Genomic DNA, 21,917 nt, shown 5'->3' on the forward strand with positions numbered 1-21,917 from the left:
GGCTGGACTTATCCGAAGGCTAGGTATGAAGCACACTCCGGGCCCCCAAGGCCTCTACGACCCCCGCAACGAACACGACTCCTGTGGTGTCGCGTTCGTGGTGGACATGCATGGTCGTCGTAGTCGAGACATCGTCGAGAAGGCCATCACCGCGCTGGTCAACCTCGAGCACCGGGGCGCCGCCGGCTCCGAACCCAACACCGGTGACGGCGCCGGAATCCTGATCCAGGTACCGGACGCGTTCTTCCGTGCCGTGGTCGATTTCGAGCTGCCCGCCGCTGGTTCGTACGCCACCGGAATCGCATTTCTGCCGCAGGGCAAGAAGGACGCCGCCCGCGCGAGCGACGACGTCGTCCGCATCGTCGAAGAAGAGGGCATGAAGGTCCTCGGATGGCGTGAAGTTCCCACCGACGACTCCTCCCTCGGGGCGCTCGCGCGTGACGCGATGCCGACGTTCCGTCAATTGTTCTTCGCCTCGCCGGATGGCTCCGTTACCGATCTGGCTCTCGAGCGCGCCGCGTTCGTCATCCGTAAGCGCGTCGAGCACGAGCTCGGCGAAGAGGGTGCAGGCAAGGACGGTCCCGGCCGCGAGACCGTGTACTTCCCGTCGCTGTCCTCGCAGACCTTCGTCTACAAGGGCATGCTGACGACGCCTCAGCTCAAGGGCTTCTACCTCGACCTGCAGGACGAGCGCGTGGAAAGCGCTCTCGGCCTTGTGCATTCGCGCTTCTCCACCAACACGTTCCCGTCGTGGCCGCTGGCGCACCCGTTCCGCCGCGTCGCGCACAACGGTGAGATCAACACCGCCACCGGTAACGAGAACTGGATGCGCGCCCGCGAGGCACTGATCACCTCCGACGTGTTCGGTGGATCCGAGGCCCTCGAGAAGATCTTCCCGGTCGTCACCGAAGGCGCAAGCGACACTGCGCGTTTCGACGAGGTGCTCGAGCTTCTGCACCTCGGCGGCCGCAGCCTTCCGCACGCCGTCCTCATGATGATCCCCGAAGCCTGGGAGCGTCACGAGTCGATGGACCCCGCTCGCCGGGCGTTCTACAAGTACCACTCCTCGCTGATGGAGCCCTGGGACGGACCGGCGTCGGTGTGCTTCACCGACGGCACCGTCATCGGCGCGGTCCTGGACCGAAACGGTCTGCGCCCCAGCCGACTCTGGGTCACCGACGACGGATTGGTCGTCATGGCCTCCGAGGTCGGCGTCCTGGACATCGATCCGGCGAAGGTGGTCCGCAAGGTTCGTCTGCAGCCCGGCCGTATGTTCCTGGTGGACACCGCGCAGGGCCGCATCGTCTCCGACGACGAGATCAAGGACGAGCTCGCCGCCGAGCACCCGTACCAGCAGTGGCTCGACGAAGGTCTGACCTCGATCGACGACCTGCCGGACCGCCCGCACGTGCACATGCCGCACGACCGCGTTCTCATCCGTCAGCAGATCTTCGGCTACACCACCGAGGAGCTGAACGTTCTGGTCTCGCCGATGGCGAAGACCGGCGCCGAGGCCATCGGTTCGATGGGTACCGACACTCCGATCGCCGTGCTGTCGGTTCGTCCTCGGATGCTGTTCGACTACTTCTCGCAGCTGTTCGCCCAGGTCACCAACCCGCCGCTCGACGCGATCCGCGAGGAGATCGTCACCAGCCTCGGCGGAACGATCGGACCCGAGGGCGACCTGCTCAACCCCGGCCCCGACGCGTGCAAGCAGATCGTGCTCCCGCAGCCGATCCTGCACAACGACGACCTGGCCAAGCTCGTCCACATCAACGACGAGGGCACCCAGGAAGGCCTGCGCTCGGTCGTCGTGCGCGGCCTCTACCCCGTCGCCGAAGGTGGCGAAGGTCTGCAGAAGTCGTTGGAGGCCATCCGCGCTCAGGTGTCCGCCGCCATCTCCGGTGGCGCACGGATCATCGTGCTGTCGGACCGTGAGTCGAGCGAGAAGCTGGCCCCGATCCCGTCGCTGCTGCTGACCTCGGCGGTGCACCACCACCTCGTTCGCGAGAAGACGCGTACCAAGGTCGGCCTGATCGTGGAGTCCGGTGACGCCCGCGAGGTGCACCACATGGCTCTGCTCATCGGCTTCGGTGCCGCTGCGGTCAACCCGTACATGGCGTTCGAGTCCATCGAGGACATGATCGAGCGCGGCGCACTGACGGGCATCGAGTTCGACAAGGCCGTCTCCAACTACATCAAGGCCGCAGGCAAGGGCGTGCTGAAGGTGATGTCCAAGATGGGCATCTCCACCCTCGCCTCGTACACCGGCGCACAGCTGTTCCAGGTCATCGGCCTGTCGCAGGGCCTCGTCGACGAGTACTTCACCGGTTTGAACAGTCACCTCGGCGGTATCGAGCTCGAGCAGATCGCACAGGATGTGGCCACCCGCCACGGCATGGCGTACCTCGAGAACCGTCAGGAACGTGCACACCGTGAACTCGAGGTCGGCGGTGAGTACCAGTGGCGTCGTGAAGGGGAGTACCACCTCTTCAACCCCGACACCGTGTTCAAGCTGCAGCACTCGACCCGCACCGGTCAGTACGACATCTTCAAGGAATACACGAAGATGGTCGACGATCAGTCCGAGCGCCTCGCGTCGCTTCGCGGTCTGTTCCGCTTCAAGACCGAAGAGCGCCAAGCGATTTCCATCGACGAGGTGGAGCCCGCATCGGAGATCGTCAAGCGATTCTCGACGGGTGCGATGAGCTACGGATCCATCTCCGCCGAGGCTCACGAGACTCTCGCGATCGCCATGAACCGCCTCGGCGGACGCTCCAACTCCGGTGAGGGCGGCGAGAGCGTCGACCGCTTCGAGCCCGACGAGAACGGCGACTGGCGTCGAAGCGCGATCAAGCAGGTGGCGTCGGGACGTTTCGGCGTCACCTCGCACTACCTGACCAACTGCACCGACATCCAGATCAAGATGGCGCAGGGCGCCAAGCCCGGTGAGGGCGGCCAGCTTCCGGCGCACAAGGTGTACCCGTGGGTCGCCGAGGTTCGCCACTCGACGCCCGGTGTCGGCCTCATCTCGCCGCCGCCGCACCACGACATCTACTCGATCGAGGATCTCGCTCAGCTGATCCACGACCTGAAGAACGCCAACCCGCAGGCACGCATCCACGTGAAGCTGGTCTCCGAGGTCGGTGTCGGCACGGTCGCGGCCGGTGTCTCGAAGGCACACGCCGACGTGGTGCTCATCTCCGGCCACGACGGCGGTACCGGCGCAACGCCGCTGACGTCGGTCAAGCACGCAGGTGGACCGTGGGAGCTCGGCCTCGCCGAGACCCAGCAGACGTTGCTGCTCAACGGTCTTCGTGACCGCATCGTCGTGCAGGTCGACGGCCAGCTCAAGACCGGCCGCGACGTCATGGTCGCCGCACTGCTCGGCGGCGAGGAGTTCGGTTTCGCGACCGCGCCTCTCGTCGTGTCAGGCTGCATCATGATGCGCGTCTGCCACCTCGACACCTGCCCCGTCGGTGTCGCGACGCAGAACCCGGTGCTGCGCAAGCGTTTCGCAGGCAAGCCCGAGTTCGTCGAGAACTTCTTCATGTTCATCGCAGAAGAGGTTCGCGAGCTTCTGGCCGAGCTGGGCTTCCGCACGCTCAACGAAGCCGTCGGCCAGGTCGCTCTGTTGGACACCACCGCTGCGAAGGAAGCGTGGAAGGCGTCCAAGCTGGATCTGTCGCCCATCCTCGACGAGGTCGAGTCGGCGTTCATGAACCAGGACCTCTACAACACGGGCGTCCAGGATCACGGACTCGACAAGGCGCTGGACCAGCAGCTCATCGTGCAGAGCCGCGATGCTCTGGACAGGGGCGAGAAGGTCACGTTCGAGTCCAAGATCACCAACGTCAACCGCACCGTCGGCACCATGCTCGGACACGAGTTGACCAAGGCGTACGGCGGAGTCGGCTTGCCGGACAACACCATCGACATCACGTTCACCGGTTCGGCCGGTAACAGCTTCGGCGCGTTCGTGCCGTCGGGCATGACCCTGCGCCTCAACGGCGACGCCAACGACTTCGTCGGTAAGGGCCTGTCCGGCGGACGCATCATCGTGCGGCCGTCGCTGAACGCTCCTGCAGGATTCGTCGCCGAGGACAACATCATCGGTGGCAACGTCTTCCTGTTCGGCGCGACGCAGGGTGAGGCTCTCATCCGCGGTGTAGTCGGCGAGCGTTTCGCGGTCCGTAACTCCGGTGCCGTTGCCGTCGTCGAAGGCGTCGGTGACCACGGCTGCGAGTACATGACCGGTGGAAAGGTCGTCATCCTCGGCGAGACCGGCCGCAACTTCGGTGCCGGTATGTCCGGCGGCGTGGCGTTCGTCTTCGATCCGAACAAGACGTTCGAGGCGAACCTCAACACCGAGCTGGTCGACATCGAGAGCATCGAGGGCGACGAGTTCACCTGGCTCAGGGAAATCGTCACTCGTCACCACGAGGAAACGGGATCCGATGTCGCGGAGCGCATCCTGGCGGACTGGTCACAGCAGGTGAACCACTTCGTGAAGGTCATGCCTCGCGATTACAAGAAGGTACTGCTTGCCATCTCCGAGGCCGAGAAGAACGGCGCGGACGTGGACGAGGCGATCATGGAGGCAGCTCGTGGGTGACCCACAGGGATTTCTGAAGAACACCGTCCGCGAACTGCCGAAGCGTCGGCCGGTCGACCTGCGACTGATGGACTGGAAAGAGGTCTACGAAGACTTCCCGAAGGACACTCTGCAGACCCAGGCCAGCCGGTGCATGGACTGCGGAATTCCGTTCTGCCACAACGGCTGCCCGCTCGGGAACCTGATTCCCGAGTGGAACGACCTGGTCTTCAAGGACCGCTGGCGTGAGGGAATCGACCGTCTGCACGCCACCAACAACTTCCCGGAGTTCACCGGGCGGCTGTGCCCGGCGCCGTGCGAGGCGTCGTGCGTTCTGGGCATCAACCAGGATCCGGTGACGATCAAGCAGGTCGAGGTCGAGATCATCGACAAGGCCTTCGAGGAAGGCTGGGTCACCCCGGTCTACCCGACGCACCTGACCGGCAAGACGGTCGCCGTCGTCGGCTCCGGTCCTGCGGGTCTCGCTGCAGCGCAGCAGCTGACGCGTGCCGGCCACACCGTGACGGTGTTCGAGCGTGCCGACCGCATCGGCGGACTGCTGCGCTACGGCATCCCCGAGTTCAAGATGGAGAAGCGCCACATCGACCGCCGTCTGGCGCAGATGGAGGCCGAGGGCACGGTGTTCCGCACCGGCGTCAACGTCGGCGTCGACATCACCGCCGACGAACTGCGCGCGGAATTCGACGCTGTCGTTCTCTCCGGTGGCGCCACCGCGTGGCGCGACCTGCCGATCGAAGGCCGCGAGAACGAGGGCATCTACCAGGCCATGGAGTTCCTGCCCCACGCCAACCGCGTGCAGCAGGGAGACTTCGCCGAGCCTCCGGTCAGCGCCGAGGGCAAGAAGGTCGTCATCATCGGCGGCGGCGACACCGGTGCGGACTGCCTCGGTACCTCGCACCGTCAGGGCGCGGCAAGCGTTCACCAGTTCGAGATCATGGCGCGTCCGCCGGAAGAGCGTGCAACGTCCACTCCGTGGCCGCTGTACCCGCTGATGTTCCGCGTGGCGTCGGCGCACGAAGAGGGCGGCGAGCGCGTGTTCTCCGTCAACACCGAGCGTTTCCTCGGCAAGGACGGCAAGGTCACCGGACTCGAAGCTCACGAGGTCGAGTTCAAGGCAGGCAAGTTCGAGAAGGTCGAGGGCAGCGAGTTCACCCTCGAGGCCGATCTCGTCCTCCTCGCCATGGGCTTCGTCGGGCCGGAGAAGCCAGGCCTGCTCACCGATCTCGGCGTGGACCTGAACGAGCGCGGCAACGTCAAGCGCTCGAACGAGTGGGTCACCAACGTTCCCGGCGTCTTCGTCGCCGGTGACATGGGCCGCGGCCAGTCGCTCATCGTGTGGGCCATCGCCGAGGGTCGCTCCTGCGCAGCCGCTGTCGACACCTTCCTGCAGGGTGCCACCGCACTGCCCGCGCCGATCGTCCCGACCCAGGCGCCGCAGAGGTAGTTTCTTCTCGCTTCGGCATGAATGCGCCACCGCAACCGTCAGACGGCTGCGGTGGCGCATTCATGCGTTTGGGGGCCGGTCGAAAAGCACGTTTCACGCGCTGAAACCTCGTTTTCGTTCCCGTATGTGAACCTTCATGAATTTAGGTAACCTGCGTTTACCGATTGGGCATCGATTCGACATCAGGCACTGGAATTCTCACAGTGAGTAGTCGAATGTCCGCTGACGCAGTGAGGCCGCACCATGCGCGTGAAGAAGCTTGTCGCCACCATCGGATCCGTGTTGACGATCGCTGCCGGGTCGGCGGCGATGTCCACCGTCACTGCCAGCACGGCGTCGGCGGATCCGGCATCGTGCCCCAGCATGTACGTCGTCGCGATTCCGGGCACGTGGGAGACCAGTTCGGGCGCTGCGCCGCGGCCGGGGATGCTCACTGCCGTCACCGACCGCATCGCGAGCAGCGATATCCGAACCGACTACGTGTCCTACCCGGCGACGGCGTTTCCGTGGGAAGGCGGCATCTACGGCGAGTCGCGTGCAATCGCCACCGCCAACGCGGGCGGCATGCTGAAGTCCGTGGCCGACCGTTGTGGCGCAACGAAATTCGGCATCATCGGATACAGCCAGGGCGCGGATGCCGCAGGCGACCTCGCGGCGTCGATCGGTACCGGCCTCGGCGTGGTTCCGGCGGACAAGGTCGTCGCGGTGGGGCTGATCTCCGATCCCAAGCGGTCCGACGCCGATGCGCTGGTCGGGCCCGAGGTCGTCGGCACCGGTGTCGGTGGGCCTCGGGTGGGCGGGTTCGGATACGTCAGCCCGGTCGTCCGAACGTTCTGTGCGGTCGGTGACCTGTACTGCTCGACACCGAAGGACGACTACGTGGCGCGGCTCGCGGGTTTCCTTGCGGTGTCGTCGGATCCGAGCCCGGACGTCGCAGCGAAGGCACAGCAGGATGCACAGATCCTGCTCGGTGACATCGCGTCGGCCGGCGGGCTCCCGGTTCTGCAGGGGCAATTGTCGGACCAGGCGAACGAGCAGCGGCGCCGTGAGATCGAGGCGTTCTACCGCTCCGGAATTCACCAGGAATACGCGTCGTACGCGGTGGATTCGAGCGGTGTGAGCGCGACGACGTGGCTGGCGACCTACCTCGTGGGTGCGTCGGGCACGTGATCGGCCGCATACTTCAGTAGCGGCCTGGCCTGGGTGTGCAGCTCGTCCACCGAGCCGGTCCAGCCGAGTACCCGGACCGCTGCTTCCGCGACGACGCGGGCGTAGTCCTCTCCTGATGCGTCGCGGCCACTCTCGGCGTCGGCGCGACCGTTGACGACGGTCTCGACGAGCCGGAACGGCAACTCCTCGGTGCCGGGCAGTGCTGCCGTCGTTCCGTGGAGAACCTCGGCGGCTATCGAGGCGTAGCGGTCCATCAGTGCGTGCCGGTGTGCACGGAAGGTGTCGAAGCGAGGTTCGCGGATCTCCGGGAGTAGATACAGCGCACCGAGGTTCCACCGGGATCGGCAGAGCTGGTCGGCGTCGAACAATGCGAGCGCGTACATCTTGACCGCAGCGGCCGCGTCGGAATCGGCGATGCGCTGTGCGACGGCCAGTGGACCGTCGACGGTTCCGCTCAGCAACAGACTCAGCAACTCGTCCTTGTTGGCGAAGTGGTGGTACAGCGACGCCTGACGCATGCCCACGGCGTCGGCGATCATGCGCGTGGACGTGTTGGTGAAGCCGCGGGTGGTGAACAGCTCCGCCGCGGCGTCGAGGATTTCTTCGAGAGCCGTGTCTCCTGGCCGCTTCTTGGTACTGAGCCTCGGTCGGCCTGCGGTGGTCATGGGTCCATCCTGGCATCGACGACGCGGCAGTGAAGTTTCTGTCATTCGATAGAAACCTGCGAAACGTAGTTGTTTCATTGCTGTCACTCGTGGGGCACCTCGGGCCGGAAAACTATCGACTGACAGAAAAGCCCGCACCGGCAGCGCAGACGGGCGGTCAGGCACCTTCCCGCAGTCACTCTTTCTCTCGAGGAGACATCCATGAGCTCGACTACTCTGCCCGCACCCGAAGGGTCCTCGCCACCGCGCAGTGACCACTCCGATCTCGCGGAGCTCGGATACGAACAGCAACTGCACCGTTCGCTCGGTAAATTCGCCTCGTTCGCGGCGGGGTTCTCGTTCGTCTCGATTCTCACCACGATCTTCCAGCTGTTCGCACTCGGCTTCAGTTTCGGCGGCCCCGCGTTCTTCTTCACCTGGCCGCTGGTGTTCCTCGGCCAGTTCATGGTTGCGCTGAACTTCGCGGAACTTGCTGCCCGGTATCCCATTTCAGGCGCCATCTACCAGTGGGCGCGCAGGATGGGCGGTGAGATCGTCGGCTGGTTCGCCGGCTGGTTCATGATCATCGCGCAGATCGTCACGGCGTCGGCCGCGGCGATCGCGCTGCAGGTGGTTCTGCCGAGCATATGGAGCGGGTTCCAGATCGTCGGCGACGATCCGGCACTGACGTCCCCCAGCGGTGCCACCAACGCAGTGGTCCTCGGGTCCGTGTTGCTCGTCCTGACGACGACCATCAACTCGATCGGCGTGAACTGGATGTCACGCATCAACTCGATCGGTGTGACGTGCGAGATCGTCGGAGTCATCGCCCTGGTACTCGTGTTCTTCACCCACGCACAGCGCGGACCCCAGGTCGTCCTCGACACCGGTGCCGCGGGAGCCGAACCCGGTTACATCTGGGCGTGGATCGTCTCGGGACTCATGGCCGCCTACGTGATGGTCGGATTCGGTTCTGCCGGTGAGCTTGCCGAGGAAACCCACAACCCGCGTCGGGTCGCGCCGCGTACGATCAGGCTTGCGTTGTCCGCGTCGGCCCTCGGCGGTGGGCTGATGATCGTCGGCGCACTGATGGCGGCACCGTCGCTCACCGACGGCAATCTCGCGACGCTCGGCCTGCCTTACGTCATCGACTCCATCCTGACGTCGCCGTGGGGCACGGTCCTCCTGATCGACGTCGCCATCGCGGTGTTCATCTGCACGTTGGCCATCCAGACCGCTGCCTCGCGACTGATGTTCTCCATGGCCCGTGACGGACGACTGCCCGCGTCGGACATCCTGTCCAAGGTGAACTCCAAGACCGGAACGCCCATTGCCCCTTCGGTTCTCATCGGACTGGCCTGTGTCGCGGTTCTCGCGGTCAACGTCGGCAACGCCGCCCTGTTCACGACCCTCACCAGTGTCTGCATCGTCCTGATCTACCTCGCCTACATGATGGTCACCGTCCCACTGCTGGTCCAGCGACTGAAAGGCTGGCCCCGCGGCGGAGTGCAGGTGGATGCCGAAGGAAAGAAACTCTTCACCCTCGGCTGGCTCGGTATCCCTGTGAACATCGCAGCAGTTCTGTACGGCGGGCTGATGGTGGTCAATCTGTCCTGGCCGCGTGCCGAAATCTTCAATCCCACCGGGGAATACCCGATTCTGCAGTGGGCCGCCCCGCTGACCGTCCTGGCCGTCGTGGTGGTGGGCATCGCCTGCTTCCCCCGCGCCAAAGCACACCCACGACCCGTCACGATCGGAGCGTAGAACACATGAGCACAGCAACCACCCACGCCGCCAAGGAACATGCTCGCTCGCAGGCCGCTGAGGTCGACGCCCCCACCGGCCCCGACGGTGTGACGCTCACCTGGGCCGAGACGATTCCCGGCGGCCGGTATTCCACCAAGGTCCTGGCCCGCGGTACACGGCTGCGTTTGCGCGACGTCGACGGCGCCGCCTGCGCCCACCTGCTGCTCTACCGCGCCGATGCCCCGTGGGAAAGACTCAATGCGGCCGACACGGTGAAGGTCCCGTGGCAGGCGTACGTCACGACGGGACATCCGCTGCTGTCGGACCAGGGCAGAGTCCTCGCCACCGTCGTCGCGGACAGTTCGGGTCGTCACGACGCGCTGTGCGGAACCACCTCGGCAGCAACGAATGCGGCGAAGTACGGGACCGGGGCGCTGCATTCCTCGTCGCCGGCGGGCCGCGAGATGTTCACCGTCGGCGCTGCCAAGAACGGTCTGGAGCCGCGCGATCTGCCCCCGTCGATCTCGTTCTTCCACGGGGTACGCGTCGAGGCCGACGGCGCACTCACCAGCACCGGCTCGGCCGGCCCCGGCACCGAAGTCGATCTACTGATGCACCTGCCGGTCGTCGTGCTGCTCGCGAACACCGCGCACCCACTCGACCCCGCGGACACGTTCGGTACGACGGCGCTCGACGTCACCGCCTGGGATGCGTCGGAGGAGTTGCTCGCACTGGCGAACACCGAACCGGAGTACGAACGCGCGGTATGGAACACCGACAGCGCCTGGAACGCGCTGAACCCGAAAGGTGCATGATGACAACGACACTCGGATCAGTGGTACTGGACCAGGTCGCCGACGCCCGGGGCCCCTGGTCGGCCGTCGTGAAGGCAGGCGATGTCCTGACGATGATCGACCTGCACGGCAACCAGGCCGTGGACACGTTGCTCTATGCCGCCGACGATCACGCCCTCCGGTACTCCGCCGCGGCGACGGTCACCGCCCAGCGCAACCTGTTCCTCACCACCGGAACCGTGCTGCGCAGCGATGATTCGACACCGCTGATGACGATCGTCGCCGACGAGGTCGGTAACCACGACACCGTCGGCGGCGCCTGCTCGCAGGAGTCGAACACCCTGCGGTACGGCCACCACACTCGGCACCAGCACGCGTGCGTGGAGAATTTCCTGATCGAGGGCGCCAAGTGGGGACTCGGCAAGCGAGACATGGTGTCCAACATCAACTTCTTCATGAACGTTCCCGTCGACGCGGACGGCACGCTCGGCATCGTCGACGGTTTGTCTGCACCCGGGAAGTCACTGTCCTTGCGAGCCGAGGTGGACACCCTGGTTCTGGTCTCGAACTGCCCGCAGATCAACAACCCGTGCAACGGGTTCGACCCGACGTCGGTTCGTCTGGTGGTGACCAGGCCATGAGCACCACCAAGATGACCGTCGTGCGGCCGGGCATGCTGACGACGGTGCAGGACTGGCCGGGACGCGTCGGCTACTGGAAGGTGGGGGTTCCTCCGTCCGGACCGATGGACGATCTGTCGTTCCGACTGGGCAATGTGGCCCTGGGCAATCCCGAGGGCGCCCCGGGTCTCGAGTCCGCGATGGCCGGCCCGGCGCTGACGTTCGACGCCGATACCTACGTGTGCGTCACCGGCGCGGACGCTCGTGTGCGGATCGACGGGACCGACGTGCCTCAGTGGCGGCCCGTCCTGGTCTCGGCCGGTGCGGTGCTGGACGTCGGACCCACCACCGGCGCAGGCCTGCGTGTGTACGTGACGGTGCAGGGAAGGATCGAGGTGGACGACTACCTCGGCAGCGCAGCCACATTCACGCTCGGCAAATTCGGGGGCCACCGCGGCGGCACCCTTGCCGAAGGAGACGTCCTCGAGGTCGCCGGGGGCGCCGGTCGAGACGGCATTCGATCCATTCCGATGGAACATCGTCCCGTCCTGACGACGACGTGGGACATCGCGGTGACCGAGGGGCCGCACGGCGCGCCCGAGTTCTTCACCCGCGCGGACATGGACACGCTGTACGCGACGCGGTACGAAGTCCACTTCAACTCCGACCGCACCGGTGTGCGCCTCATCGGTCCCAAACCGGAATGGGCGCGCGAGGACGGCGGTGAGGCCGGGCTTCACCCGTCGAACATCCATGACAACGCGTACTCGGTAGGCGCGCTCGATTTCACCGGTGACACCCCGATCCTCCTGGGGCCCGACGGCCCGAGCCTCGGCGGCTTCGTCTGCCCGGTCACCGTGGTGGCTGCCGAGCGCTGGAAGCTCGGGCAGTTGAAGCCGGGGGACACCATCAGGTTCGTACCGGTGAAGGCAGCGCATGCCGCCGCGCTCGGCGCACTGGGACTCGAACGCAGGGCATCGCTTCCGGTTGTCTTCTCCGCCGGCGGAGACGGGGACGACGGCGTCATCGCGCGCCGCGACGGTGAGACCGCGGTGACGTATCGGCGCTCCGGCGACGACAACGTGCTCGTCGAGTACGGCGACATGAAGCTGGACCTGGCACTGCGCGCACGGGCACATGCGCTGCACCAGCGCATCGAGGCGATCGCCCCGAAGGGACTGCTGGACCTGACACCCGGAATCCGGTCGCTGCAGGTCAAGGTCGACCCGGACGTACTGCCGATCACGACGCTGATGGGGTTGCTCGACGAGGTCGAATCCGACCTCCCCGCCGCATCGGAGCTCGTCGTTCCGTCCCGGACGGTCCGCATGCCCTTGTCCTGGGACGACCCGTCGACCCGCGAAGCCATCGCCCGCTACATGCACGGCGTCCGGTCCGATGCACCGTGGTGCCCGTGGAACATCGAATTCATCCGGCGCATGAACGGATTGGATTCCGTCGCAGACGTGTTCGACACCGTCTTCGCAGCCGACTACATGGTCCTCGGCCTCGGTGACGTCTACCTCGGCGCACCCGTCGCCACCCCACTCGACCCGCGGCACAGGCTGGTCACCACCAAATACAATCCCGCACGTACCTGGACCCCGGAGAACGCTGTCGGAATCGGCGGGGCATACCTCTGCATCTACGGAATGGAAGGCCCCGGTGGTTACCAGTTCGTCGGCCGCACAACTCAGGTCTGGAACCACCGCTATTCTGCCGAAACAAAGTCCGCAGGCTCCGCTCCTGCCCAACCGGGTCACTCCGCAGGCTCCGCTCCTGCCCAACCGGGTCACTCCGCAGGCTCCGCTCCTGCCTCCTCGAGCCAGTTCCAACCCGAAAGCCCCTGGCTTCTCAGGTTTTTCGACCGGATTTCGTGGTATCCGGTCGAGCCCGAGGAACTGATGGATCTGCGCGCGGACACGGCGGCCGGGAGGGGCAACGGCGGAGTGGAGATCACCGACGGTGAATTCTCGCTGGCGGAGCACGACGAGTTCCTCGCCGCCGAACACGAGTCGATCGAGCAGTTCCGCACGATTCAGGCGGCAGCGTTCGATGCCGAGCGTGCTGCATGGTCGGCAGCGGGCGAGTTCAGCAAGAAGGAGGGGTCCGATGCAGCTGCATGACAGGATTCGGCAGGCGTACGCGCGAATTGCCGAGGTCGATCGTCCCGAGGTGTGGATCACGCTGCGCAGTGAGGCCGACGTGCTTGCCGATGCGGACCTCGTCGACGCGTCGTTGCCCCTCGCGGGGATGCTCGTCGCGGTGAAGGACAACGTCGACGTAGCCGGGCTGCCGACGACGGCTGCGTGCCCCGAGTTCTCGTACGTGCCCGAGGTGTCCGCGACGGCGGTGGCCCGGCTCGTCGAGCAGGGTGCACTGATTCTCGGCAAGACCAACCTCGACCAGTTCGCCACCGGTCTCGTCGGGACGAGAAGCCCGTACGGGGCAGTGCGATGTGCGTGGGATCCCGAGCGAGTGTCGGGCGGTTCCAGTTCCGGATCGGCCGTGGCGGTCGCGCTGGGAATCGCGGATATCGGAATCGGCACGGACACTGCAGGTTCGGGACGCGTGCCGGCGTCGTTCCACGGTCTCGTCGGGATCAAGACGACTCTCGGGGTCGTTCCGACGACCGGTGTGGTCCCGGCGTGCGTCGACTACGACTGCGTGACGGTGATGGCCGCCGACCTCGACACGGCGACCCTCGCCACCCGCGTCATGGCCGGGTTCGACGAGGCCGATCCACGCAGCCGGTCGTGGCCGGTGGACGTGAGGCTCGCTGCGTCGCCGACGCCGAGGGTGGCGGTGCCCCGAGCCGAGGACCTCGCCGCACTGAGTCCCGAGTACCGCGATGCGTTCGACAGAACGGTGGCCGGCCTGCGGGTACGGGGGATCGAGTACGACACGGTGGACATCTCGCCGCTTCTGGACATCGCGACGTTGCTGTACGACGGAGCGATTGTCGCGCAGAGGTATTCGGCGGTGGGAGAGTTCCTGGCCTCGAGTCCTGCGTCAGCGGACCCTACGGTGGCGCGCATCGTCTCCGGGGCCGCCGAGCCGTCGGCGCACCGGTACGTCGACGATCTGTCGACGATTGCCGCAGGCAAGCGCATTGCCGTGGCCCTGCTGGACGGCTACGACGGGCTAGTGCTTCCGACGACGACCGAGCACCCGACGATCGCTGCGGTACAGGCGGATCCGCTTGCCGTCAATCGGCGAATGGGGACGTTCACCAACTTCTGCAACCTACTGGACATGGCGGCCGTCGCGGTTCCCGGAGAGCCGACCGGTGCCGGTGACCCGTTCGGGGTCATGGTCGTCGTACCGGGCTTCCACGATCAGGTCGCCGTGGACATCGCGGCTGCGCTCACCTCGGCCCCGGCACCTGTTCTCGTCGCCGAGGGCATCGATGTTCTCGTCGTGGGAGCGCATCTGAAGGGCTTTCCGGTGCACCACCAGCTGACCGATCGAGGTGCACGTTTCCTCGGCGACGTGCTGACGTCCGACGCGTATCGCCTGGTCGATCTGGGGACGACGCCGCCGAAACCCGGACTGGTGCGGCACGCGTCCGGCACCGGGGCTGCGATTGCCGGGGAGCTGTATCGGATGTCCGCGGCGGGTCTGGGCACGTTCCTGGCCGGTCTTCCGGTGCCGATGGGTCTGACGTCGGTGGAACTGTCCGACGGCCGGTGGGTCACGGGTTTCTGCTGCTCGTACGAGGCGGCCGACGCGGCTGTGGACATCACGAAGTTCGGTGGCTGGCGCGCGTACCGCGAGCGCACCCCCGCACCGGTATGAATCAGGTACGACGCAGGAGGCCGTAGACCACGACGGCGGAGACGGCCATGAGCCCTGCGCTCCACACGGCAGCCAGGTTCAAGCCGTCGACGAAGCTCTGTGCGGCGAGTTCGCGCAGCATGTCGTTCAGTGGGGGTGGCAGTAGCTCGGCCACTGCCATTCCGCCGCCGACGGTTTCGGTGGCGGGTCCGGCGATGTCCGCGGGGGTGTTCGGCGGTACCTGGGCGGAGACGCCGTTGCGGTAGACGGTGGATCCGATGGTGCCGAGGATGGCGATGCCGACGGCACCGCCGAGCTCGGCGCCGGTCTCGGAGAGTGCCGACGCGGCACCGGCCTTTTCGGGTGCGGCGGCGGTCAGGACGATGTCGGAGTTGAGGGTGGACGCGGCACCGACGCCTAGGGTGATCAGGGACATTCCGGTGATCAGAAGCGGGATGCCGGAGTTCGAGCCGACGAAGTGCAGCGCCAGCGAACCCACGGCGATGAGCACCAGTCCGCCGGCGATGATGGTGCCCGTCGGGATGATCTTGCTCAGCGTCGGGGAGAAGACGGCACCGACTGCCGCTGCCGCAGCGGGGATCAGCAACCACAGTCCGGCAGCCAACGGGCCGAGGCCGACGAGGAGTTGGAGGTACTGCGAGGCGAACAGGCTGAAGCCGGTCAGTGCGAAGATCACCAGGAACTGGACCAGGACGGCTGCGCTGAATGCGCGTTCGCCGAAGAGTGTCACGTCGATCAGCGGGTCCTTGGCCTTGCGTTGCCGGAGGACGAACAGGAATCCGAGTACCAGCCCGCCTGCCGCGGTGGAGACGGTGGCGACGTCGAAACCTTCCTGTGCACCGTGTTTGATCGCGTAGACGATGCCGAGCATCGCGACGATGGACAGGGCGACGCTGATGGGGTCGAACTTGCCGGGCTCGGGGTCCTTGAACTCGGGAACCAGAAGGGGCGCCGCGACCAGGATCACGATCATCACCGGAATGTTGACGAGGAAGACCGATCCCCACCAGAAATGCTCCAGCAGGAAACCGCCGATGACGGGTCCGATCGCCCCGCCGCCGGCGAAACCTGCCGTCCACAACCCGATTGCTTCCTTGCGTTGCGCGGGGTCGCGAAACATGTTGCGAATCAGGGACAGTGTGCTCGGCGCGATGGTGGCACCGCCGACACCGAGAAGAGCGCGGGCGATCAGGAGCATCTCCGGCGAGGTGGAGAACGCGGCCAGTACCGAGGCGGCACCGAACACGAGGGCGCCGACCATCAGCAGTCGCCGTCGGCCGATCCGGTCACCTACCGACCCCATCGTGATCAGAAGTCCGGCGAGGAAGAACCCGTAGAGGTCCAGAATCCAGAGGGTCTGGTTGCTGCTCGGCTCGAGGTCGGCGGTCACCGCGGGCAACGCGAGGTAGAGCACCGAGATGTCCATCGAGACGAGCAGAATGGGTACGACGAGGACAGCGAGACCCAGCCAGTCCTTCCGCGTCGCCTTCTCGTGCACGTCGCTCACGATTCCCCTTTGATCTGTTTCAGCCGATGCGGATGCGCTCATGACGGTACCGTCGGACTCGGTGGTTGCCGTACACCCCACCACTGGCGAAAGGGAGAATTGTGCTCAGTGATCTGAAGGTCGTCGCAACGATCACCGCGAAACCCGAATCGGTGGACGTCGTTCGCGCAGGCTTGGCCGAACTCGCGGCGGAGTCACTGCACGAGGACGGCAACGTGTCCTACGAACTGTTCGAATCCGCCGCCGAACGGGGAACGTTCGTGACCATCGAGGTGTGGCGGTCCGAGGACGATCTGGATGCGCACATGAAGACCCCGCACCTACAGAAGGCGCTGAGCGAATTCGGCGAGCACTTGGCAGCCCCGCCTGCCATTCACCCGCTACGCGTGGTTCGGTAGCTCCGCGGCTCTTTCCTCGGTTCGCGAGGACGTCCGGTACACGACTCCGGAGACGACGAGCAGCGCGGCGGTCAGCACCAACGCCAGCCAACCGGTCGACGTCATCGACGAGTAACCGATCTCGCGAGCACCCGCCGCGGTGTACGCCATCGGCATGAAGGCCGACAGGTGTCCCCAGATCGCCGCGCTACTGGCCGAGGCAGCGCCGCAGACGACGACCTGGACCACGAGAAGCACCACGTTCACCGCCTGTCCGACGGTCGATCCCAGTACCCGTTGGATGGCACCCGCGGCCGCGAGGTAGGCGCCTGCCGAGACGACGAGGAACGCTCCTGCTCCGATCAGGGCACCGATCGAGGCGTCGGGTGCGGTGAAGGCGAACGCGAGAGCTGCGCACGCTCCGACGGCTGCCACTGCGACGGCGGCGGCAACCCACCGCAGACGGGAGTCGCGGCTCAGGACTCGTACGAGGCTGACGGCGCCGACCGCGCCGACGGCGACGAGTGCTGCGATGAGGTACGGGGCGACCGAGGTCGTGGAACCGGATGTGCCGGAGGCTGCTGCCACGTCGGTCGAATCGTCGGAGGCGGCAGCGTTCCCGCTGTTCAGTTCCCCGCTGTTCAGTTGCCCGCTGTTCAGTTCCTTGGCCGTTGGGAGGCCGGCTGTTGCTTCCTGGACGTTGGTCTGGATGCCGCTGACGATGCCGGAGACCGGTTCCACCGCGGTCACGAGTTGGTCGGTGCCGGCACGCAGCTGGCCACCGCCGTCGTCGAGCTGTCCCAGCCCGTCCCGGAGCTGAACGGTGGCGTCGCCGATTTGGCTTGTGGCCGAGAGGAATTGGCTCGACGGGTCGTTGAGTTCCCCGGAGAGCTGGCGGGCTCCCGCCTTGAGTGTCTGCAACTGATCCAGAGTGTCGGGGCCGAAGCCCTGGGTGTTCAGAGTGTCGATGACCCCGCGAATCTGGCCGGAGATACCGTCGGATCCGGGGTGGGGGAACGCGTCGACCTGCTGCGCCGCGGCTTCGAGCGACGCGGTGAACTGAGCCTGCTGGGCACCGAATCCGGCGAGGGTGTCCACGACCTCGTCGACGCCTCCGCTGATCTGCGACGCGCCGTCACCGAGTTGGCCGATGCCTGCGCGGTACTCCACGAACCCGTCGGCGAGTTGGACGGTGCCGTCGTGTGCCTGGGTGATGCCGTCGGTGAGCTGCACGACTCCGTCGTTGAGCTGGTTGCCGCCGTCGGTGAGTTGGCTGACGCCTGCAGACAGGAAGCTCACGGGCAGTCCGGCTTCCTGCAGGTTCTTCCGCGAGGTGGCCAGCGGATCACCGGTGGGGGTTTCGGTCGGAGCCTCGGCCGTGGACGCGACCGTGGTCGGCTGGGTGTCCGCAGTCAGGTCGACGCCGGCGCCGAGCGCGAACGAACCAGCAGCCACCAGCGGAAAAGCGATGGCGAGAAGTGCGAAGGACGGCCGACGAGTGAGACTGAATTTACCCATAGTGATCCTGAGGCTAACTGCCTCTCGCGAGCCGGTTGACCAGCCGACGAGCGGAAACGGCGTCGAAACCGTCTCTGAACTGCCTGTTTAAGAGGTCTATGAGGATTCCAGCTCGCTACCGGTTGCGTGGAAGCAGGTCCCAGACGTGATGGGTTTCGTTGACCGACGACACGGACCTGGTGCCGTTGCGCGAGAACAGCACTCGGGTGATGGAGCAGTAGTCGATGGGGAAACCGAGAGCTTTCGGAGTGCCGAGGATGTCCTGGAGGAAGATGTTGATGACCCCGCCGTGCGCGAACAGGGCGACGGTGTCGGTGTGTTCGATTCCGTCGACCGCGGCCGCGATACCGCCGAGGACTCGGGCGCGGAAGGCGGCCTCGTCGACCTGCTCGGGCAGATGGCCAGCCTTGATGCGGTCGAACGCGTCGCGGAGTTCGGTGCGTGCATCTTCGATGGGGATGTAGCCGCCGAAGTCGCGGTCGTATTCGGTGATTCTGTCGTCGGTGCCCAGGTCGAGTCTCAGTTGGGCCGCCACCGGGGTGCCGGTCTGCACTGCCCGGAGCTGAGTGCTCGCGATCGTCCGGGTGATGGGGAAGCGGGACAGTGCGTCGGGGAGGCGACCGGCCTGCTCGTGTCCGAGTTCGGCGAGGGGCGGATCGGCGGATTCGTCGGATCGCAGGGGGAGCGCATGTCGAATCAGGATCAGCTGCACACGATCACCTAACCACGAGCGATCTGCCGCTGCGGATCACCATCGTCCGGAAAGCGTGCACCTGCCCGGCTGCCGTCCTGCCGGACCACACCATGCCGATTCTTCGTCGAGCCGCGGGATCGGAGATCTTCACCTCGACGACCTCGGGACCCAGGCCACGGGATCGAGGCAGGATCGAGATGCCCAGGCCCGCGCCGACCAGGCCCCGCACGGTGTGAATGTCTCGGCCTTCGAATTCGATGTCCGGTGCTATCCCGGCGTCGGCCCACAGGTCTTCGCAGATCGACCGCATCCCGTAACCGTGACCCATCGCGATGTAGCTGTCGCCTGCGGTGTCCCGGACGTGGACCGAACGCGCACGCGCCAGACGGTGGTCGGCGGGTACGACGAGGACGAGCCGCTCGTCGTAGAGCTGGAACGAGTTGGCCTCGGTGTGTTCGGCGCTGAGCGAGACGAAGGCGAGATCGGCCAGCCCGTCGTCGAGACGGTCCAGGCACCGTGCCCGCGCGCCTTGATCCAGGTCGAACGTCACCGCCGGGTGGTCCCCGCGAAATTGCCGGATCAACGCCGGAACGATGTCCTCACCGAGGGTGTTCTGGAAGCTGATGGCGATGCGGCCCCGAGCGTTCGCATCGTGTTCCCCCGCGGCGTCGAGGCCGGCTTCGAGGTCGACGGCGACGCGTTGCAGGTACGGGACGAGTATTCGGCCCGCGGTGGTGAGCGCGATACCGCGTCCGCTCCGTTCGACGAGCTGTACCCCGAGGATGCTCGACGCCCGGGCGATCTGCCGGCTGACAGTCGGTTGGGGGACGCCGAGAAGCTCGGATGCTTCGGTCATGTGCTCGGTCTCCGCGACCGCGAGGATCGCCGGTATCAGAGGAAGTAGGTGACGGGCCTCGTCGCGCATGAGCAAATCATAACGCTGATGCATGAATTCGAACCCGATCATGCATTGGACCGTGATAGTTTCCCGGCCTAACGTTGTCGTCATGACTGCGACGACCGACGTGACACTGGAGTGGGAAGGCCACCCTCGTGGATCGCGCGAGTACAAGCGCCTGGTGGCGGCCCTGTTGTTCGCGGGTATCGCCACGTTCGCTCAGCTCTACTCGGTCCAGGGGATCCTGCCTCTGATCGCATCCGGCCTCGAGATCACACCGTCCCAGTCCTCCCTGGCTGTGGGATTGGCCACCGTCGGTGTCGCGGTGTCGGTGCTGCCGTGGTCCGTCGTGGCCGACCGCATCGGTCGCGTCAAGGCCATGAGCATCTCGATCGTCGTCGCCACGATCCTCGGCCTGGTGGTGCCGTTGTCGTCGTCGCTGCCGGTGCTGCTGTCCATACGATTCTTCGAAGGTGCAGCGCTCGGTGGACTCCCGGCCATCGCGATCGCCTACTTGAGCGAGGAAGTCCATCGCAACCACACGGCACTCGCCGCCGCCACCTACGTCTCGGGCACGACACTCGGGGGTCTGCTCGGCCGCATCGTCGCCGGACCGGTCGCGGAGGTGACCAACTGGCGCATCGGCACCCTCACGGTGTCGATCCTCGCCGCCGTCGCCGCGACGTTGTTCCTGATCCTCGCACCGGCGCCCCGACGCTTTCGAGCCGGTGACTCGGCCGGTCCGTCGCTCGGCACCCGCCTGTGGGCCAACCTGAAAGAACCGGGAATGCTCGTGCTGTACGCGCAGGCGTTTCTGTTGATGGGCGGATTCGTCGCGATCTACAACTTCCTCGGATTCCGCCTGGAAGGATCCGGTTTCGGTCTGCCGCAGTCGCTGATCAGCCTGATCTTTCTCGCCTACCTCAGCGGCACGGTGTCCTCACGTGTCGCCGGTCAGCTTGCCGTTCGCCACGGTCGAGCCGGGGTTCTGGCCGGGTCCACGCTGCTGATGATCGCGGGCGTCGGCCTGACGATCAGCAGCAACCTGATCGTCATCCTCGTCGGCCTGGTGATCCTGACCGTCGGGTTCTTCGCGGCCCACGCCATCGCGTCGGGCTGGACCGGTCAACGCGCGACCGTCGGGCGTGCGCAGGCGACGTCGTTGTACAACCTCTTCTACTACGGCGGCTCGTCCGTCGTCGGTTGGCTCGGCGGCGTGGTGTACCAGCAGTTCGGGTGGACCGCGATGGCACTGTTCGTCATGGGCCTCGCGGTACTGGCCCTGATCGCGGCAGCCTCGCATCATGCGTTGACGAACAGGACCGCGATCCAGAAGAAGACGGCGATCACGACGAACAGAAGCACCACGCTGACGTAACCGAGGATCAGCCCGGTGAGCGCGATTCCGGCGCCGTCCTCGCCCGTCCGCTTGATCTGACTCCGAGCGATGTGGCCGAGAACGATGGCGACGAAGCCGACGAGCCCGGTGAACAACCCCACCACCCCGCAGATCAGTGCCGCGACAGCGGTGGAGTTGGTCCGGGGCGGGCCGGGGACAGGCCCTGCGTAGTGCCCGTACGGGGTGCCCTGCGGATAGGTCATGCCCGAGTGTTGCACTCTCGGACAAATCGGGCAATCGGCACCGGAAGCTAGGAACCGATCTTGCCCCAGCCGACGTAGGCGTCGACCTCGAGCAGCCCGGTGACGCGCTCCTTGTCCCGCACGGGGTACGGCTCACCGGTGTAATGCGTGGAGATCCGGTCGATGTCGACCTGACCCGGATCGTCCTGCAGCGTGATGGTGCCGTGAATGGTGACGTGGGTGTACCAACTCGCCTCGTCGAGCACCGAGATCGACACCTTCGGGTTCGCCCGAATGTGCTCGAGACGCTTGCGATCGGCCTGGAAGTTCAGAACGATCTTGTCGTCCTCCCAGAGGTACCACGTCGGCGCCGTGATGGGCGTTCCGTCGGCACGAACAACCGCCATGACAGCGGGATTGGGCTTCTTCAGAAGTTCGATGGCATCTGCAGGCAACGGTGGCTTCGGCATGACGCCCAGCCTAACCGCCGACGAGTCCGAGGTTGTGGACG

Annotated in this window: 17 protein-coding genes; 10 read left to right on the top strand and 7 right to left on the bottom strand. The window is 65.9% G+C overall.

All coding sequences use genetic code 11. The features are described from left to right. Positions 1-25 precede the first annotated feature (25 nt). The 3 genes from gltB to CH290_RS23275 all read left to right on the top strand — a co-directional run bounded on the left by gltB (position 26) and on the right by CH290_RS23275 (position 7,229). Positions 26-4,615 (top strand): glutamate synthase large subunit, encoded by a 4,590-nt coding sequence (gltB, locus tag CH290_RS23265; RefSeq protein ID WP_033189433.1) that lies wholly within the window; start codon positions 26-28, stop codon positions 4,613-4,615. Continuing rightward, a complete protein-coding gene (locus tag CH290_RS23270) occupies positions 4,608-6,059 on the top strand; it encodes a glutamate synthase subunit beta (RefSeq protein ID WP_019665027.1) in 1,452 nt (483 codons plus the stop codon). The genes gltB and CH290_RS23270 overlap by 8 nt, the downstream gene beginning before the upstream one ends. A 243-nt stretch (positions 6,060-6,302) precedes the next feature. Continuing rightward, complete coding sequence (locus CH290_RS23275; protein ID WP_033189432.1) at positions 6,303-7,229, top strand: cutinase family protein; 927 nt, start codon at positions 6,303-6,305, stop codon at positions 7,227-7,229. On the opposite strand, the gene CH290_RS23280 is transcribed toward CH290_RS23275, so the two are convergent. Beyond that, on the bottom strand, positions 7,202-7,894 hold the full coding sequence (locus tag CH290_RS23280) for a TetR/AcrR family transcriptional regulator (RefSeq protein ID WP_033189431.1): 693 nt from the start codon (positions 7,892-7,894) through the stop codon (positions 7,202-7,204). The genes CH290_RS23275 and CH290_RS23280 overlap by 28 nt on opposite strands. Positions 7,895-8,095: 201 nt before the next feature. On the opposite strand from CH290_RS23280, the gene CH290_RS23285 reads away from it, so the two are divergent. Genes CH290_RS23285 through atzF form a run of 5 tightly spaced genes read left to right on the top strand, consistent with a single transcriptional unit; the run spans position 8,096 to position 14,831 of the window. After that, entirely contained in the window at positions 8,096-9,637 is a 1,542-nt protein-coding gene (locus CH290_RS23285) for an amino acid permease (RefSeq protein WP_020112267.1), read from the top strand. 5 nt (positions 9,638-9,642) lie between these two features. Next, positions 9,643-10,434, top strand: a complete 792-nt coding sequence (locus tag CH290_RS23290; protein WP_019665023.1) for an urea amidolyase associated protein UAAP1 — start codon at positions 9,643-9,645, stop codon at positions 10,432-10,434. Beyond that, positions 10,434-11,054 carry an urea amidolyase associated protein UAAP2 gene (locus CH290_RS23295; RefSeq protein WP_170947522.1) on the top strand — a complete coding sequence of 207 codons (621 nt, stop codon included), beginning with the start codon at positions 10,434-10,436 and terminating at the stop codon, positions 11,052-11,054. Before CH290_RS23290 ends, CH290_RS23295 begins: the two co-directional genes overlap by 1 nt. After that, positions 11,051-13,159 (top strand): 5-oxoprolinase/urea amidolyase family protein, encoded by a 2,109-nt coding sequence (locus CH290_RS23300; protein ID WP_033189429.1) that lies wholly within the window; start codon positions 11,051-11,053, stop codon positions 13,157-13,159. The genes CH290_RS23295 and CH290_RS23300 overlap by 4 nt, the downstream gene beginning before the upstream one ends. Then, complete coding sequence (atzF, locus tag CH290_RS23305) at positions 13,146-14,831, top strand: allophanate hydrolase (RefSeq protein ID WP_033189428.1); 1,686 nt, start codon at positions 13,146-13,148, stop codon at positions 14,829-14,831. Before CH290_RS23300 ends, atzF begins: the two co-directional genes overlap by 14 nt. A 1-nt stretch (position 14,832) precedes the next feature. Here atzF and CH290_RS23310 read toward each other — a convergent pair whose 3' ends face one another. Continuing rightward, complete coding sequence (locus CH290_RS23310) at positions 14,833-16,338, bottom strand: MFS transporter (protein WP_033189427.1); 1,506 nt, start codon at positions 16,336-16,338, stop codon at positions 14,833-14,835. A gap of 101 nt (positions 16,339-16,439) precedes the next feature. Here CH290_RS23310 and CH290_RS23315 point away from each other — a divergent pair, with 101 nt between their 5' ends. After that, positions 16,440-16,736, top strand: a complete 297-nt coding sequence (locus tag CH290_RS23315; protein WP_019665018.1) for a putative quinol monooxygenase — start codon at positions 16,440-16,442, stop codon at positions 16,734-16,736. Here the strand turns inward: CH290_RS23315 and CH290_RS23320 are convergent. The 3 genes from CH290_RS23320 to CH290_RS23330 form a co-directional block, all read right to left on the bottom strand. After that, positions 16,719-18,233, bottom strand: coding sequence for a phage infection protein (locus CH290_RS23320; protein ID WP_033189426.1), 1,515 nt, complete (start codon positions 18,231-18,233; stop codon positions 16,719-16,721). The two genes, CH290_RS23315 and CH290_RS23320, sit on opposite strands and share 18 nt — an antisense overlap. Positions 18,234-18,348: 115 nt before the next feature. Next, positions 18,349-18,945, bottom strand: coding sequence for a histidine phosphatase family protein (locus CH290_RS23325; protein WP_033189425.1), 597 nt, complete (start codon positions 18,943-18,945; stop codon positions 18,349-18,351). A gap of 4 nt (positions 18,946-18,949) precedes the next feature. After that, positions 18,950-19,894 carry a LysR family transcriptional regulator gene (locus tag CH290_RS23330; RefSeq protein WP_033189424.1) on the bottom strand — a complete coding sequence of 315 codons (945 nt, stop codon included), beginning with the start codon at positions 19,892-19,894 and terminating at the stop codon, positions 18,950-18,952. A 40-nt stretch (positions 19,895-19,934) separates the two neighbouring features. Here CH290_RS23330 and CH290_RS23335 point away from each other — a divergent pair, with 40 nt between their 5' ends. Continuing rightward, positions 19,935-21,203: an MFS transporter gene (locus CH290_RS23335; RefSeq protein WP_033189423.1), complete on the top strand. Its 1,269-nt coding sequence runs from the start codon at positions 19,935-19,937 to the stop codon at positions 21,201-21,203. On the opposite strand, the gene CH290_RS23340 is transcribed toward CH290_RS23335, so the two are convergent. Both CH290_RS23340 and CH290_RS23345 read right to left on the bottom strand, forming a co-directional pair. After that, positions 21,128-21,427 carry a DUF4190 domain-containing protein gene (locus tag CH290_RS23340; RefSeq protein WP_033189422.1) on the bottom strand — a complete coding sequence of 100 codons (300 nt, stop codon included), beginning with the start codon at positions 21,425-21,427 and terminating at the stop codon, positions 21,128-21,130. The two genes, CH290_RS23335 and CH290_RS23340, sit on opposite strands and share 76 nt — an antisense overlap. 47 nt (positions 21,428-21,474) lie before the next feature. Then, a complete protein-coding gene (locus CH290_RS23345; protein WP_019665012.1) occupies positions 21,475-21,876 on the bottom strand; it encodes a PPOX class F420-dependent oxidoreductase in 402 nt (133 codons plus the stop codon). Positions 21,877-21,917 lie beyond the last annotated feature (41 nt).

This window comes from Rhodococcus sp. 06-156-4, from assembly GCF_002259345.1.
In the GTDB taxonomy this organism is placed as follows: Bacteria; Actinomycetota; Actinomycetes; order Mycobacteriales; family Mycobacteriaceae; genus Rhodococcoides; species Rhodococcoides fascians_E.